This window comes from Thermocrispum agreste DSM 44070 (genome assembly GCF_000427905.1).
GTDB lineage: Bacteria > Actinomycetota > Actinomycetes > Mycobacteriales > Pseudonocardiaceae > Thermocrispum > Thermocrispum agreste.
Genome location: NZ_ATYX01000012.1, coordinates 1 through 15,965 on the forward strand (window position 1 = coordinate 1; position 15,965 = coordinate 15,965).

The following is a 15,965-nucleotide window of genomic DNA, read 5'->3' on the forward strand; positions in this document are numbered from 1 at the left end:
GTCGTCAGGGTTTCTGACCAGGCTGGTCGGATACTTGTCCTCGGCCGTCGCCTTGATCTCGCCCAGCAGCTTGGCGACCTCCGCGGCATTCTCACCGTCGACCCGCTCGAACTCGTCGGCAATCAGACTCAGCCTGTCCGCCATCGCCGTCAGCGCCGCCTTGAACCGCTCCGCATGCAACGCACACCCGTCCGCCCGGTCAAGCACCCGCCGATCCAGCCAATTCGCCAGCGGAAAATCACCACACTCCGGAAACACCCGCTTCAAATTGTTGAACGGGCGCATCGCATCACCCTGAACCAACGCCCGGATCTCCTTCGCGACCTTCCGCAACCCCTCCGGGCTGTAAGACGTCTCCGACGACACGGCACCAACCCCCTCAGGTGGTCTGCGATCCCTCCGGCGACTCGATGTCGTCGTCGTTCACGTGTTTGCGCAGCTCGCCGAGCAGCCCTTCCAAAGCCCTGACCGACTCCGCGTTGTCCTCGTCGAGCGTTCTCATGGCTTCCGCGAGCTTCTCCAGCCCATCGGCGAGCTCGCCGATCGATTCACCGAAGTCGATCTTGGTCACCAGCATTCCGATGCGCCGATCGTTGACGATGCGCAGCAACTGCTGGCCCATGTCGAACGTGCCGACGCCGCCGCCGAACCCGTCCCCGCTCCGCAGCTGGGTGAAGTCGGAATCCTCACCCGCGATCTGGCGTAGGGCCTTGGCAACCGACCTCATCACTTCCGGGTTGAACTCGGTGACATGCATCGCCCATCCCTCCACGAATACCGATGCTCAGGACGAACAGGAAAGGGGTGGCATGCGCCGGACTCTCACCCCACGCACACCACCCCGGAAATCATCAGGCACCAGGCATGTTCCTGGCGCCCGCATGGTCCTGCTCGTACATTGCGTTCGCACGCTCTTTCAGAATCGTTGCCGCATGGTTCAGCCATTCCTTGTTGTTCTGCAGGTCTGCAACCAGGTCGTCGCTCAGCTTGTAATACATGTCGGCAGTATCACCAGTCCAGTCGGACATGGACGACTCGACGCTGCTACGCAGCCTGTTCGCTTCATCCATGATGTCCTGGGCGACCTGCTTCAGATAGGCGACAACCTCATCGATGTCTTCGTATGCATACCTGATGGCGTCCATGTGTTCCTTCCCCGAGATCGATATCCTGCCTGCCGCTGATCAGCCACCCAAGAACTGGGATGTAGGCAACGGAAGGTTGAGGATCTCCACGGAATTCTGCTTGTCCATGTCAAGAATATCGTCTTTGGCTTTGCGAATGTACTTGGCCATGTCCTCCATGTGCCTCAGCACGGTGTTCTTCGTGTTGTTGCACCACTGCTCGCAGACATCCTGAAGCGCGACCGTCAGGTCCGCCGGGCTATTGTCGACCAGGCTTTTCGCGTGACTATTCGCCCTCTCCAAGAAGCTGTCCAGCTCAGCCATGGAGGTCTCGTACTTGGATGCCTGCTGCTCGACTACCGCATCGCTGACTTGGGTAGACATATGCACTCCTTCGACGACAGTGACCAAAGAACCGGATATCCAACGTCAGACTCGACAACGAGACTAGCTACCGGACTTTCTGGCGTACGTGCTTTTCCTCCTGGCGAAAGCAAGAATCGGGACTCCCCCCATGAAGCGATCCACGCCACACCGAGACCGGGATCACGATCGGGGTTTCCCTCACGAAGTCTGCTGTGGCTGCACGGTCAAGGCCGCTTGCTGGCTCAGCGCAGGGCCGACAGGCAACAGATCCAGCAGTTCACCGGGCATCCTCATGGCGGTTTCCGCCGAATACCCCAGCGCGGCCGCCACATCGGCGGTCACCAACGGATATCGCACCCCCGTCTCGGTGATCAAATAGATCGTGTTGAGCACCGATTCCGGGGTGCTTTGGTGAACGGCCAGGACTCCACCGCCCGCCGGAACTGCCACTCGATCGGCCGTCTTGCCTGCGTAGTGCACCGAGGCCGGCATCGCCTGGCGGTGCACGTCGACCGGCAGCAGGCCCGGCCGGATCTTCACCCGGCCCCCGCCGATCATGGTGTACTCCAGGCAGGCCGTCTCGTTGGGTTGCGGATTCGCCAATGGCGGCGGCCGGTCCGGCAGCCCGTCGACGAATTCCGGTCCGCTGCCCGACGTCGGAACCCCGTTCATCGCGGCCGGGCCCACGTCGATCGGAGCCACCGCCCCGGCGTCGTAGACCTCCTTGGTGAACGGAGCGGCCAGGTAGAGAGCCGCGGCGGTGCGGGTCAACGGCAGCACCCCGTCGGACAGCACCAGGTAGAGCTGTTCACTGTCCAGCGCCGGGTTCTTCATGCGATACAACTGCCCGACCAGGCTCGGGTTGCCGTCGATCTCCGGCCCCGGCGTGCCCAGTCCCGGTGGCCGCTCGGCCTCGATGTCCGGTCCCTGCGGGATCGGATTGAGCCAGGCAGTGTCCACCTCGACCGGTTCGACCTGCCCGTAGCCGAGCGCCGCCACCTCGGTCCGGCTCGGCAGGCGATACCGCTTGCCGTGCCAGACCAAGTAGATCGTCTTGTCCGGGGCGCGCACCAGCAGTGCACGGTCGTCCGGCTGGTTCGCCGGAATGCTCCGGCCGATGAACAATGTGGTGGACGGCCGGGGCTGCTCCGCACCGTCCTGAGGAGGCTGCGCACACACCACCCAGGGCCCGGTGCTCAGGTCCTCGGCCTTGGGCAGCGCGTCCGGCGCTCCCGGGATGCCGATCGGCTGGCCGACCGGTGTTCCGTCCAGCGAAGCCTGCGACACCTCGTGAATGGCACCGTTGCCTCCGGAAGCCAGGCGCGCCGACGAGTAGTTGAGCACCGGCCGGAGCTCACCGTTCAAGAAGACGTACCGCGCACCGGTGTCCTCGTTCATCACGATCGCACCGGGCATCCGCCACGAGTCGTTGCCACCGGGGAGGAACAGCCCGACGACGCCACAGATACCCGCGATGATGAGGCCGATGATCACGCCGAACATGGTTCCGGTGTTCAGCCGCCGGTTCGGCTGCACCAGCACGTCGGGCTTGCCGTGCACCACGGCCGCGACCAGCCGGCCCACCACGTAGAAGTAGGCCTGTACCTGATCCTTCTTGGACTGCATCAGCCGGCCAATCCCCGCATCCAGCCGTACACGCCGAGCACCTGCAACAACAGCGGGACCACGGCGATCGCGGTGAGCGACTCCAGGATCTCCAGCGCCCGCCCCCAGTAGGGCCGGTGCCGTCTGCCCGGCATGACCTTGCTGAACAGCAACATCACCCCGGATACCAGCACCAGCGGCAGCGCGACAGCGACGAGCATTTCCACGTCGGTCAGCTCGGCGGCGTACTTCTCGACGTTCACCACGACCGCGACGACCGCAGGCACCACCACCGCCCAGCGCTGCACCACGCCGTTCGGATGCCGGGTGCGGATGCCCAGCAGCGCCCCGATCACCAGCGACAAGGCCGTCGCCCAGCCGTCACCGTTGCCGACGAGCTCGGGCAGCAGCAGCGACATCGCGGCGCCGAGCCCGACGTGCATGGCCATCGAGTACCCGAAGACCACCTTGCTGCGGTCGACCACCATCTGCGCGGGCACCGGGTCGATCTCCTCGCTCAGCTCCGGTGCGTCGGTCGGCAGCAGCGGCAAGGTCAACCCCGACAGGCGGAACGACGTCGCGGGCACGAAGACCGAGACCACCAGGCAGATGAACAAACCGATACCCGCGGCCTGGTGCGTCGACAGCGGAGCGACGGCCGCGACGAAACCGGTCACCAGCAACAGCGCGGTGAACAGGATCGCGCCCACGAACAGCAACGCGCCGTCGGCAACCGCGTACCTGCCGATGAACAGCACCAGCAGCGTGATGGCGAACCCGACCGTCGCCATGGTGTGTTTCTCGGCCAGCGGCGCCACGCTTTCGGTCAGCGCCAGACCGCCGACGAAGGCACAGCACGCCGCGACCCCGGTCAGGATCGTGGCGGAGATGGTGTCCGCGATGGTGCGCGCCAGCAACGCCGCGGCGATCAGCAGAACGACCGGAAACGTCAGCGCGACCACTGCGGTGATGGCCGGATCCTGCAAGTCCGCCAACGCCAGCAGGCCGTAGAGCAAGGCCGCCGCAGCGGCGAGCCGGAACAGCCACCGAGTGTGCGGCGGGCGCCAGGCCAACCGGTGATCGCGAACCTGCTCGCCGACACCCGCGACCAGGTCGTCGTAGTCGATCGGCGGCAGCTGATCCGACCGCGGGCGCAAGTAGAGCGATTCCCCGTCCAGCAGGTTCAGCTCGGCGAGCGTCTTGTCCTCGTCCAGTGGCGGTGAGCCGATGCGCTGCACGACCCAGCCCTCGTGGTCGGCGCCCTGCTCGATCCACTCCGCCCCGAACTGGGGCAGCACCGCGGGCAGCAGATCGGTCAGCGTCGCGTCGCTGGGCAACGCGACCTCGGTCGCCTTGGTGCCCAGCACGAACCGCAGCCGGGTCGTGGTCGAGTACCGATGCTGTGTCTGCGCTTCCATCTGACGTGCAGGTCCTTCCAAGCAGGGAACCTCGGACCGCCGGCGAAGCCGCACACGGCGGCTTCGTGGCGCACGAGTTCGTGGTCGAGGAACCGCACGAACACACGAAGGGGAGCACTCGCCGAATCGCCACCGGCGATCGCAGACCGCCGTGCGGCCGAACGTACGACCGGTCAGTTTCGCCGCGCCACGACGCGTCGCCGCTGGTGGAGCAAGTGGAGGGATTCCACTCACCAAGAGTCCGACGGAAGGGGGCAGATCACCGGCAAACCGAACCTATCGGCCGTCCTGACGCGTGTTCGGTGGCGAGGAACCTCCACGAGCACCGGAGGCACCCCACTCGCCGAATCGCCTCAGGGAGCATCGCCATGGCCACCGTGCTGTTCGCACGCAGGCAACGTCGCCCCAAACCAGAGGTCGAGTCCGAGGACCTCGAGCTGCAGGAACCGCCTGCCGTTCCGGAGGAGCAGCACGGCGGCGTCAGCTCGGTGCTCATCTACCTGCCGATGGGCCTGATGTCCGTGGCCTGGATGATGATGCTCATCCGGCCGGGCGCCGGGTGGCTGGCCTACATCGGCGGTGCGCTCATGCTGGTGGCCACCGTCGGGATGATGTTCACCCAGTACATCCGCAACCAGCTCAACCACAAGCAAAAGCTGCACGGCCACCGGCGCGACTACATCCGCTACCTCGCCCAGCTGCGCAGCCGGGTGCGGAATGCGCTCACCGCTCAGCAGAAGGCGGCCCGCTGGATCCACCCCGATCCGCGGGCGCTGTGGTCGATCGCGCTCGGCTATCGGCTGTGGGAACGGCGCCCGTCCCACGACGACTTCGGTGAGGTGCGCATCGGGGTCGGCTCCCAGCGTGCGGCGCTCAAGCTGGTCCCGCCCGACACCAAGCCGATCGAGGACCTGGAGCCGCTGGCAGCGCACGCGCTGCGCCGCTTCCTCCGCGCTTACTCCACGTTGCCGAACGCGCCGATCGCGGTGTATCTGCGCGGGTTCGGGCAGATCCAGTTCACCGGCGAGGACGAGGCCGTCATGGATCTGGTCCGCGCGCTGCTGGCGCAGCTGGCTACCGCACACGGACCCGGTGACGTCCGCATCGCGCTGTGCGCGAGCGAGAAGCAGCTGCACCGGTGGGACTGGCTCAAATGGCTCCCGCACCACCAGGACCTGGAAAGCCGCGACGCGGCGGGGTCACGCAGGCTGGCCGCGAGCGAGATCGACGAAGTCGAGCTGCTGCTCGGCGGCCCGAGCTTCACCGGCAGGCCGCGGTTCGAACCCAACACCCCGATCACCGCGTCGGAACCGTTCGTGGTGATCGTCCTGGACGGGGTGACCGCCCCGGCCGACCACCGGGTCGCCGAAGAGGGCTACCGCAACGCGGTGGTGCTGGACGTCTCCGGCTGCCTGCCGTGGCAGGACCGGCCGGGGACGCTGTTCCTCGAGGTCACCGAGGACAAGGTGAGCACGGTGACGTTCGACCGGCTCGGCAAGTCCAAGAGCAAACCGCTGTGCACACCGGACCGGTTGAGCGAGCGGGGTGCGGCGGCGCTGGCGCGCATCATGGCCCGCTTCCGGATGGGCGAGGCGAACGCGGAAGAGGAGCCGACGTCCGCCGACTACGACCTGGCCGGGCTGCTCGGCATCGGCGACGTCGCCACGTTCGACGTCGACCGGTATCGCAGGGAGCGGATGTCACCCAAGCGGCGGCTCCGGGTACCGATCGGGATCACCACCAACGGCGCGCCGCTGGAGCTGGACATCAAGGAATCCGCCGAGGACGGCATGGGCCCGCACGGGCTGTGCATCGGCGCCACCGGATCCGGCAAGAGCGAGCTGCTGCGCACGCTGGTGCTGGCGCTGGCGGTCACCCACTCGTCGGAGGAGCTCAACTTCGTGCTGGTCGACTTCAAGGGTGGTGCCGCCTTCCGCGGTTTCGACCAGCTGCCGCACACCTCGGCGGTGATCACCAACCTGGCCGACGAGATCGAGCTGGTCGACCGCATGCAGGACGCGTTGACCGGGGAGATGAACCGGCGGCAGGAGTTCCTGCGGGCGCACAACTACTCGTCGCGGCGCGACTACGAGGCCGCGCGGGCGAAGGGCGCACCGCTGGAGCCGATGCCCGCGCTGTTCATCGTGGTCGACGAGTTCTCCGAGATGCTGACCCAGAAGCCCGAGTTCATCGACGTCTTCGCGATGATCGGCCGACTGGGCCGAAGCCTCGGCGTGCACCTGCTGCTGGCGTCACAGCGGCTGGACGAGGGCCGGATCCACAAGGTCGAGACGCACTTGTCGTATCGCATCGGCCTGCGCACGTTCTCCGCGATGGAAAGCCGCAGCGTCATCGGCGTCCCCGACGCGTACGAGCTGCCCACCAGCCCGGGCAACGGCTTCCTGCGGCCGGACACCCAGACCCTGATCCGTTTCAAAGCCGCGTACTCCTCCGCCCCGTATCGGCAGAAGCGCCGAGCGCAGGTGGCCAAGGCCACGGAGAACCGGGTCGTGCCGTTCGGGCTGGAGTACATCGAGCCGCAGCAGGAGCAGCCGGAAGAGCCGGCCGAGGTCGAGGAAGAGGACGAGAACACCGAGACCGTGCTGGACGTCCTGCTGCGCAGGCTGCGTGGCATCGGACCGCGTGCCCACCAGGTCTGGCTGCCGCCGCTGAAGACGCCCGCGACGCTGGACCAGTTGCTGCCCCCGCTGGTCGAGGACGCGAACGGCGCGCCGCGGGCGGACGGCCCCATGTCCGGCAGCCTGGTGGTGCCGGTGGGCCTGATCGACCTGCCCGACCAGCAGAAACGGGACCTGCTGGTGGCCGACCTGGCGGGCAGCCAAGGCAACGTCGCGGTGGTGGGCGGCCCGCAGTCCGGCAAGAGCACGATGCTGCGCACCCTGCTGTGTGCGCTTGCGCTCACCCACAGCCCGGAGGAGGTGCAGTTCTACTGCCTGGACTTCGGTGGCACGCTCAGCGCGCTGTCGGTCATGCCGCACGTCGGCAGCATCGCGAACCGGCTGGACCGGGACCGGGTCAACCGCACCGTGACCGAGGTGACCAACCTGCTGACCAAGCGGGAGACGATCTTCGCCGAGCACAACATCGACTCGATGGCCACCTACCGCAGGGCGCGGCGGCAGGGCAAGTTCCGCGACGTCGACCCGTACGGGGACGTGTTCCTGGTGGTGGACGGCTGGTACACGGTCCGGGCGGACTTCGACGAGCTGGAGGAGAAGTTCACCGAGCTGGCCGCCCGTGGCCTCAGCTTCGGTATCCACCTGGTGGTCGCCACCAACCGCTGGTCGGAGATGCGGCCGTGGCTGCGTGACGTGCTGCAGACCAGGTTCGAGCTCAGGCTCGGTGACCCGGTGGACTCGGAGGTCGGCAGCCGGATCGCCCAGACCGTGCCCGCCATCCCCGGCCGGGGCATCACCCCGGACGGCCTGCACTTCCTGGCCGCGCTGCCACGCATCGACGGCGCAGCGCAAACCGACGACCTGGCGGAGGCGACGGCCGAGCTGGCCGAGTCGCTCGCGGTGCCGGGCGGGCCTGCCGCGCCGAAGGTGAAGCTGCTGCCGATGACGGTCACCGAGCGCGAGATGCCCGCCCCGACCGCACCGAACCCGGCCGCGGAGATGCGGCTGGCGCTGGGCATCGACGACGTGAACCTGGCGCCGATGATCCACGACTTCGACGTCAGCCCGCACCTGCTGATCTACGGCGACGCCGAGACCGGCAAGACCAACCTGCTGAGGTACATCGCCAGGGCGGTGGCCAGGCACCACTCCGACAAGGACGCCCGAGTGATGTTCGGCGACTTCCGACGCGAGCTGCACGACTCCATCCCGCAGAGCCACCAGATCGAGTACTCGGTCGATGGCGAGACGATGGCGAAGACCATCCAGGGCATCGCGCAGATGCTGAAGAAGCGGCTGCCGGGGCCGGAGATCCCGCCGAGCAGGTTGCCGAAACGGGACTGGTGGAATGGCGGCAGGCTCTACATCGTGATCGACGCCTACGAGCTGGCCGAGTCGTCGAACCCGCTGGAGCCGTTGACGCCGCTGTTGCCGCAGGCGGCCGACATCGGCTTCCACGTGATCGTGGCGCGCAGCACGAGCGGTGCAGGACGGTCCATGATGAGCACAGCGATCCGGCGCATGTGGGAGCTCGGTACCCCGGCGTTGCTGATGTCCTGCCCGAAGGGCGAGGGCTCGTTCCTGGGCAACGTCAAGCCGCGGACGCTGCCGGTCGGCCGTGGTCAGTTCATCGACCGGCGACGGAACGTGCGGCTGCTGCAGACCCCGCTGGTCGAGGATTGAGGTCGAGTCGGCCGCGCCGACTGTCGGCACACTGAGCGCAGTGACGGCGCACATTTCCGGAGTGCGGCTCGCGCGAGTGCGGTAGGCGACGGGCACCTGAGCCCGTAACACATGTACCGGCCACGATCGCGAGGCGGCGCAACTCCATCACCAGCGGTGTCGTGGCTCGACAACGGGCGTCACCGGCCGTGCAGGGCCCTGGCTTGAGACTGCGCGGCGGCCATGCCGATCGATGAGGCAGCGCAGGAACCGGTCGCCAACGGCAGGCAGTACCCGGCCTCCACGATCACCCGTCAGCACCGGTCAGCACGCCAGCCGGGAGACGCCTTCCCAGCCGCCAAGCCCGGTACTCGCGCCGCCCCCTCACAAAGCAACACAGCGCGACGGTGCGCCACCCCGGCGACATGGCACCCCACCGGCCAGCAGAAACGACAGCGGCACGCCACCCTGTCATCAGCAGGAAGCACGACCGCCCATCGGCTGGCGAAGCCACTCCACGTCTCGTCCCGCCTGGCGAGAAGGCAGCTCCGCGTCACCCGTCGGCGGACCCCACCACCCAGCCGACGAGCGCCGCGCAGTTGTCGAACGGACGTGCGGTGGGCACTCGCCACCTCGAACACGGCGCATCGATCTCACCGGCTCCGCGCCTGCATGACGGCCGCTCCACGTTCGGCCCGAGATACTTGGCACGCCCCGGCTCCGCGCCTGCATGACAGCCGCCCTCCCAGTTCCGCCCAAGATACTTGGCACGCCCCGCCTGCGCGGCTGGATGGCGGCCGCGGTCGTTCGGGCAGCCGGCCCTGGGCGTGGTTCGGATTCAGGAACTGGGGAACGCCTGCCGCAGCGGCATCGGATGCTGCGGCGCGACAACCGGCTGCTGCCAGCCTGACTGGTGCGCCGGGAAGCCCCACCCGGCAGGCGTGGGAGCCACCCCGCCCGGCTCGCCCGGCATCGCGTCATACCGCAACTGCGGCCCCGCAGGCACCACCCGCCGCCCCGGCCGCGGCCGCCGTGTGTCTCGGCCAGGCTTGGGACCTTCCCGCCGTTGCGGCGGACCGCTGGCGGGCGCCCGATGGGACTCGGTGTCCTTCACCCTGAGCACACGAGCGGGCCGGAACTTGCGCAGGCGGCCGACCCGGCACATCGCGACGAGCCCCACCGAGATCGTCGCCAGCACCACGACACCGATGGTCCCGCCGACGGCCAGCCACGGCCCGATCTCGTCCCGCTCCGGGATGTCCGGCGGCGCGGGGCTCGGCGGGTGCACCAGTTCCGGCTCCGGGTTCTCCTCCTCGAGCAGCACCGCGCTCACCGCGGCGTACGGGTCGACCATGCCCCAGCCGAGCGCCGGGTCGGGCGCCGTGGCCGGGCGGCTGGCCGTGGCCAGCAGCCGGTACTTGACCTGCTCCGCGGTCAGATGCGGGTGGTAGGCCCGTACCAGGGCGGCGACACCGGTGACGAACGGCGCCGAATAGCTCGTTCCGCTACCGGTCCAGTGGCCGTGCCCGCCCCGGCCCAGGCCGTGCACCTTCACCCCCGGCGCCACCAGGGCCACGAACGGCCCGGTCTGGGAGAAGTCCGCGGGCCGGCCGTTCTCGTCCACCGCGCCGACCGCGATCACCGGCGGATAGGCCGCCGGGTACGTGGCGGGGATGCCTCTGTCGGTGGTGTTCGCGGCCGACGCCACGATCACGACGTCCTTGCTCGCGGCATAGCGCACGGCGTCGGCAAGTTCTTCGTTCTGCTCGGTGGTACTCGCGGAGACGTTGATGACGTCGGCCCCCGCGTCGACGGCGGCCCGAATCCCGCGCGCCATCGATTCCGGCGTCAGCGAATCCGGCTTGCCCGGCTCGTCCGTCACGGCGCACCGCACCGGCAGGATCTTCACCCCAGGTGCGACACCGACGTAGCCGGTGCCGTCGACCGGTTTCGCCGCGATGATGCCCGCCACGAACGTGCCGTGGCCGAAGCAGTCGTCGTCGGCCCGGCCGCCGCTCCCGGACGTCGTCGCGTCGATGCCCGGCAGCACCTGGCCCTTCAGCTGCGGGATGCTGCCGTCCACGCCGGTGTCGACGACCCCGACCACGACCCCCTTGCCCTTGGTCAGCGGCCACACCCGTTCCGGCTGCAGTTGCCGCTGCGCCCACGGCACGGAGCGCTCGACCGTCGTCGGCGGCGGCAGGCACTCCTCCTGCTGCTGATCCTCCTGCTGCTGGTCCTCCTGCGCGTGTGCGGGGACGGCAGGGACGAACACGATCAGCGCGACGGCGATCAGCGCGAACAGCCGTTTCACGACGCCACCGCCGCCGTCTGCTGCTGCCACACGACCATCGACTGGGTGAGCCGCTCGACGACCTCGGGGTCCTCCACCAACCGCAGCCGGCTGCTGTGCCGCTGAGCCAGCACGTTGTCCAGCTTCGCCAGTACTGCGAGGTCCCGCTCGTCCAGCTCGGTGGACACCGGCTTCTCGTTGGGCGCCAGCTCCCGGTACATCACCGCGACCTTGGGCGCGGGCGGCCCTTCGCGCTCCTCGTCGTCCTCCTCGTTCTCCTCGGCGGTCCGCACCGCCAGCGCCTTGAACCGTGCGCCTGCCAGGAACACCGCTTCGTCGACCGGCCGATTCGCCACCAGCTCCGAGGTGCGCCGGGCCGAGCACGGCCAGATCAGCACGTCCAGGTCGGCGTCGGGCAAGGTGACGTCGAGTTCGGTGCTTGCCGTCAGAAAACCGGGTTCGGTGAGGATCGTGCCGGGCTTGGCCAGGTGTTCCAGGGAGGCGTTCATCTTGCCCTGGCGCAGCACCGCCCTGCGGTGCGTGGGCAGCCGGCGCAGCCCGGACATCAGGCACGAGACATGGCCGTCGATGATGCCCGGCCGCCCGACGCGGATGGCGGAGTTGACCGCGCTGGCGTTCCCGGCGCCCGACCCGAGGAACACGCACACCGCGGCGAAGTCCGCCTTGGCCCCGGGCGAGGTGTCCAGGCGGAGCGACGGCCAGGTCGCCATCGCAGCGTTCACCGTCGCCAGCGCGATCGGGTAGTCCTCCCCGAGGGCCGCGGTGAACCGGGCCTGCTCCGCGGACGTGCTGACCCTGGCCGGAAGACGCAGAGCACCGGCGTCGGTGGGCTGCGAACTGATGTCGATCTGGGGCGTCGCCTGAACGTGCGGTACACGCTCAGGGCGCGGAACGTCGACACGCGGTGTTTCCGTGGCGTACTCGGGCGGTGGCGCCGGCTCGGCCTCTTCCGCCTGCTCCTCGTACTCCTCGGCCTCGGCTTCGTCTTCCGCCAGCTCGTCGCCGTCGTCGTCCTGACCGTCGACGGCAGGCATTCCGGAAACGGTGGCGACCGGAGGACCGGACACCGTGACGATCGGCGGCATCCCACCGACGTTCGTCGCCGCGGCGGGCTCGGACTGCTCGGCGACGGGCTCGGGCCCGGCCTGCCCGGCGGGCGATTCGGCGGCCGACCGCGCCGGCGTCCCGTTCCGTGTCCCGGCGCGAGCGGCCGCAGCCGCTCTGCTGCGGGCACCGGCGAACCGATCGAGGGCGTGTGCCGCCTCGTCGTCCATGTCGCCGACCATGCGCACCTGCACCGCGTCCCGCTGCTGGTCGGACAGCCCGGCGAGCAGGTTCTCGGCGGCGACGAGCACCGGCAGCCCGACCACGCGTCCCGGCGTGCCCAGCCGCATGATCCATCCCGACGGGTCGAACGGATCGGTGACCGCCGGGTCGTCCGGGTCGAGCTCGCCGTCGTGCGCGCTGCGCACCACCAGGCCCGAGGGCACGACGTCGGCCACGACCTCGCCGGGCCCGCTGTATCGGTAGGACCACGGCCCGTTCTCGTGCCATCCTTCCGGTGGCGCGGCGACCTGCAGCACTTCCTGGCCGTCGCTGCCCGCCTGCTGCCGCACCAGCAACGGGAAGGGATGGAACAGCGCCTCGCCGTCGCCGCCCGGCACGTACGTCGAGGGGGTGCCGGACCCCGTCATGACCTGCACGCCCGGGCTGAAGAGCACGTCCCGGCCCAGCGTGTCGGCCACCGCGGTGAGCCATTCCGGGCTCAGGACGTCCGGTGACCGCGGCACGACCACGATCGGCTCGTCGGGCAGCTCGCCGAGCAACGCCGCGACACCTTCCGGGGACACCGACGAATCCACCACCAGCTTCGGGAAACGCGGATCGGCGGGCACGGTCAGGTCCGTGGTCTCACCGACGACCAGCCCGCACGGCGCCGGTGTGGCGACGACCCCGTCGACCTCCAGCGACGAATCCGGGAACCACGACTCCCATTCCATCGCCGGGAACCGCACCCCGCAGAACCCGCCGATCGACGAGTACCAGCCGGTGCCGTAGATCCCCTGCCCCGCGTACAGGGCAGCGCCCGGCAGCGCCGCGACACCACCGTCCGGCGCGACGACGTCGGTGCCCAGCCTACCGGCCAGGTACTGGATGTCCTGGCTGGACATGGCAAGACCGCCGACGGCGACCAGAACCGACTCGACCCCGTCCAGGTGGCCGGCCAGCAACGTGGGCAGGGCGGCCACCAGCCTCGGCACCTCGTGCGCGGCCGGGGTGGCCACCACCAGCAGCTCACCGGGGCCGAGTGCGGCGAGACCGACGAGGGCAGGGTCGATCGGTCCCTCGTCGCGCCGCCGGATCACCACGTGGCGCTCGTGCACCGGTTCGGCCATCAGCAGGTCGAGCTCGTTCATGTGTCACTTCCCGCCGACGTCAGCGCAGATCGAGACCAAGTCCTCTTTGGTCAGCGTGGTCAGGTCTTCCATGTTCGCGTTCGGCATCGAGGCCAACCGGGACGCGTGGTTGTCCGCCATCTGCTCGAACACCCGCCGCGCCGCCCGGCCGTTGCCGAACGTGCCGTCCTTGGGGATTTCCGCGAAGTACTTCCGCAGCGCCTCGGCCGCGTCGTCGGTGAGCCGGTAGTCGTGCTTGTCGCACTGCTGCTGCACGATCGTCACCAGCTCGTCCGATGTGTAGTTGGCGAACTCGATGGTGCGGCTGAACCGGGACTCCATGCCGGGGTTGGCGGCCAGGAACTCCTTCATCTCCTTGGAGTAACCGGCCGCGATCACCACCACGTCGTCGCGGTGGTCCTCCATCAGCTTGACCAGCGTGTCGATGGCCTCCTGGCCGAAGTCCGGCCCGGTGCCGCCCTTGCTGCTGGACAGCGTGTACGCCTCGTCGATGAAGAAGACCCCGCCGAGCGCGGACTCGAACGCCTCGGTGGTCTTGATGGCCGTGCCGCCGATGATCTGCGCGACCAGGTCGGCGCGGGCCACCTCGACCAGGTGCCCTTTGCGCAGCACCCCCAGCTCGGCGAGGATCTGCCCGTACAGGCGGGCCACCGTCGTCTTGCCGGTGCCCGGGGATCCTGCGAACACCAGGTGCCGGGCCATCGGCGGCGCCGAGAGCCCGGCGTCCTTGCGGCGCTTGGCCATCTTGTTCAAGTTGATCAGCGACTTGACGTCCGCTTTCACGCTGGCCAGGCCGACCAGGTTGTTCAGCTCCTCGAGCGGGTCGGAGCCACGCTTGGCCCGCTCCTGCCGCTCCTCGGCCCTGGTTGGGGCCGGTGCGGCAGCCGCCGCGGACGTCCCGTACGCGTCGGGCACCCCGTTGTCGCTGCTGATCAGGTCCAACACCTGGATGGACGTGCCGGGTTTGGTCTGGCGCAGGCCGCTGCCCCGGTTCTCCCGGACCGTGCAGCTTTGCAGCCGGACCGACTCGTCGGTGTCGATCCGGATGCCGTCGGCCGAACCGGCGGAGAACTCGCAGTCGGTGATCGACGCGGAAGCGCCCTCACCGAGCAGGCAGCCCGGGCCGGCGCTGCCGATCACCCGCGAGCGGGACAACGACAGGTCGGCACCCTGGCCGGCGAGGACACCCTCCGCGCCCGCCGAGTCGATCGTCGCGTCGGACAGCGCCAGCGTCGCGTCGAGCACACTGACCGCCGCACCGTCGGTGCCGCGAACGGTCAGGCCGCTCACCGTCGGGCGCGCCTCGTCGCTCACCGCGACGCCGACGTTGCCCTCGTCGATCTCGATGCTTTCGAAGGTGCCGCGGGACCGTTCGCACATCTGCACGGCCTCGCCGCCGCAGCCGAACACCCGAAGCCTGCGGAAGAGCGGTTCGGCGCCGCCCGCCACGCGCACCCCACCCTTGGTGCAGCTGGACACGGTGACCCGGTCCAGTTCGGTGAGGCTGCGCTCGGTCACCTCGACCCCGACACCGTCGACGTCGGCCACGTCGGCACCGGACACCGTGCCGCCGGCCCGGCCCGTGAAGTGCATTCCCCGGCCCCTGGCGTTGCGGATGGTGATGCCGCTCAGCGTCGGCTTGCACCCTTCGGCGACGTAGACCGCCTCCGCGCCGGACCCCTGCACCGCGCACTCGTCCAGGGACACGTTCTGCGTCGTGGCGAGGTAGAAGCCGATGGCGTTCGCGTCGCTGACCGTGAGTCGGACCGCGGAGATGCTGGCGTTCTGCTCGACCGCCACGGCGGGCTTGTCGGTGCCGGTCACCTCGGTGTCTTCCACGGTGAGCTGGCCGCGGCCGTTGAGGCAGATGCCGTTGCCCGACGCCTTGCGCACCGCGCTCTTGCGCACCGTCAGGCTCCCGCCCTCGGCGACGACGATCCCGGACGTGCCGAGCTCGTCCAGCCGGCAGCCCTCCAGCTGACCGCCGTCCGGTGAGGTGGTGACCACGCCCGCGCCGACGGTGTTGCGCACCTCGCAGTCCCGCATCAGCACGGTGCCCTTGTCCTGCGAGAAGATCGTCGCCCACGCGGCCGCCCGAATCGCGCACTCGGTGAGCGACAGCTGGCCCTGCATCACCACGATCGCCGGGTTGTCCCGGTCGTCACAGGTGATCTGGATGCCGGACACCGCGGCTGAGTCGGTGGCCAGCGACACCACCGGCCCACGCCTGCTGACCACCTCGACGGTCCCGGGGCCGTCCTCGGCGGTGATGGTGACCGGCTTGTCCACCACCAGCGTTTCGCGGTAGCGGCCGGGGCCCACCACGATCAGCGTCCCGACCGACGCGACGGCCAGGGCCTCGGCGATGGTCGACCTCCCTTTACCGGCTTGGGAGACGACGATGACGTCCTTGCTCACTG

At 69.1% G+C, this 15,965-nt stretch carries 10 protein-coding genes; 1 reads left to right on the plus strand and 9 read right to left on the minus strand.

Translation table 11 applies throughout. From position 1 onward, the window contains the following. The 6 genes from YWY_RS21220 to eccD all read right to left on the minus strand — a co-directional run. The coding region (locus tag YWY_RS21220; RefSeq protein WP_156899180.1) for a hypothetical protein at window positions 1-366 on the minus strand (366 nt) is incomplete at its 3' end. A 13-nt stretch (window positions 367-379) separates the two neighbouring features. Beyond that, window positions 380-757: a hypothetical protein gene (locus tag YWY_RS0109850; protein WP_028847480.1), complete on the minus strand. Its 378-nt coding sequence runs from the start codon at window positions 755-757 to the stop codon at window positions 380-382. A gap of 94 nt (window positions 758-851) precedes the next feature. Further along, entirely contained in the window at window positions 852-1,145 is a 294-nt protein-coding gene (locus YWY_RS0109855) for a WXG100 family type VII secretion target (protein WP_028847481.1), read from the minus strand. A 39-nt stretch (window positions 1,146-1,184) separates the two neighbouring features. After that, on the minus strand, window positions 1,185-1,508 hold the full coding sequence (locus YWY_RS0109860; protein ID WP_028847482.1) for a hypothetical protein: 324 nt from the start codon (window positions 1,506-1,508) through the stop codon (window positions 1,185-1,187). 180 nt (window positions 1,509-1,688) lie between these two features. Next, window positions 1,689-3,116 carry a type VII secretion protein EccB gene (gene eccB / locus YWY_RS0109865; RefSeq protein WP_028847483.1) on the minus strand — a complete coding sequence of 476 codons (1,428 nt, stop codon included), beginning with the start codon at window positions 3,114-3,116 and terminating at the stop codon, window positions 1,689-1,691. Beyond that, window positions 3,116-4,513, minus strand: a complete 1,398-nt coding sequence (eccD, locus tag YWY_RS0109870) for a type VII secretion integral membrane protein EccD (RefSeq protein ID WP_028847484.1) — start codon at window positions 4,511-4,513, stop codon at window positions 3,116-3,118. Before eccD ends, eccB begins: the two co-directional genes overlap by 1 nt. Window positions 4,514-4,881: 368 nt before the next feature. On the opposite strand from eccD, the gene YWY_RS0109875 reads away from it, so the two are divergent. Further along, window positions 4,882-8,835 (plus strand): type VII secretion protein EccC, encoded by a 3,954-nt coding sequence (locus YWY_RS0109875; RefSeq protein WP_028847485.1) that lies wholly within the window; start codon window positions 4,882-4,884, stop codon window positions 8,833-8,835. A gap of 817 nt (window positions 8,836-9,652) precedes the next feature. Here the strand turns inward: YWY_RS0109875 and mycP are convergent. The 3 genes from mycP to YWY_RS0109890 are packed head-to-tail and all read right to left on the minus strand — an operon-like array spanning window position 9,653 to window position 15,963. Next, window positions 9,653-11,128, minus strand: coding sequence for a type VII secretion-associated serine protease mycosin (gene mycP / locus YWY_RS21225; RefSeq protein WP_245566630.1), 1,476 nt, complete (start codon window positions 11,126-11,128; stop codon window positions 9,653-9,655). Then, window positions 11,125-13,545 (minus strand): hypothetical protein, encoded by a 2,421-nt coding sequence (locus tag YWY_RS21230; protein ID WP_051310116.1) that lies wholly within the window; start codon window positions 13,543-13,545, stop codon window positions 11,125-11,127. The genes mycP and YWY_RS21230 overlap by 4 nt, the downstream gene beginning before the upstream one ends. 3 nt (window positions 13,546-13,548) lie before the next feature. Next, the gene (locus YWY_RS0109890) at window positions 13,549-15,963 is read right to left on the minus strand and encodes a right-handed parallel beta-helix repeat-containing protein (RefSeq protein ID WP_028847486.1); all 2,415 of its coding nucleotides are present in this window, start codon (window positions 15,961-15,963) and stop codon (window positions 13,549-13,551) included. Between the last annotated feature and the right edge of the window lie 2 nt (window positions 15,964-15,965).

What these genes read in the sequence shown, in the direction of transcription:
- YWY_RS0109850 (WP_028847480.1), bottom strand. Translation starts at nt 757, where the DNA reads ATGCATGTCACCGAGTTCAACCCGGAAGTGATGAGGTCGGTTGCCAAG.
- YWY_RS0109855 (WP_028847481.1), bottom strand. Translation starts at nt 1,145, where the DNA reads ATGGACGCCATCAGGTATGCATACGAAGACATCGATGAGGTTGTCGCC.
- YWY_RS0109860 (WP_028847482.1), bottom strand. Translation starts at nt 1,508, where the DNA reads ATGTCTACCCAAGTCAGCGATGCGGTAGTCGAGCAGCAGGCATCCAAG.
- eccB (WP_028847483.1), bottom strand. Translation starts at nt 3,116, where the DNA reads ATGCAGTCCAAGAAGGATCAGGTACAGGCCTACTTCTACGTGGTGGGC.
- eccD (WP_028847484.1), bottom strand. Translation starts at nt 4,513, where the DNA reads ATGGAAGCGCAGACACAGCATCGGTACTCGACCACGACCCGGCTGCGG.
- YWY_RS0109875 (WP_028847485.1), top strand. Translation starts at nt 4,882, where the DNA reads ATGGCCACCGTGCTGTTCGCACGCAGGCAACGTCGCCCCAAACCAGAG.
- YWY_RS21230 (WP_051310116.1), bottom strand. Translation starts at nt 13,545, where the DNA reads ATGAACGAGCTCGACCTGCTGATGGCCGAACCGGTGCACGAGCGCCAC.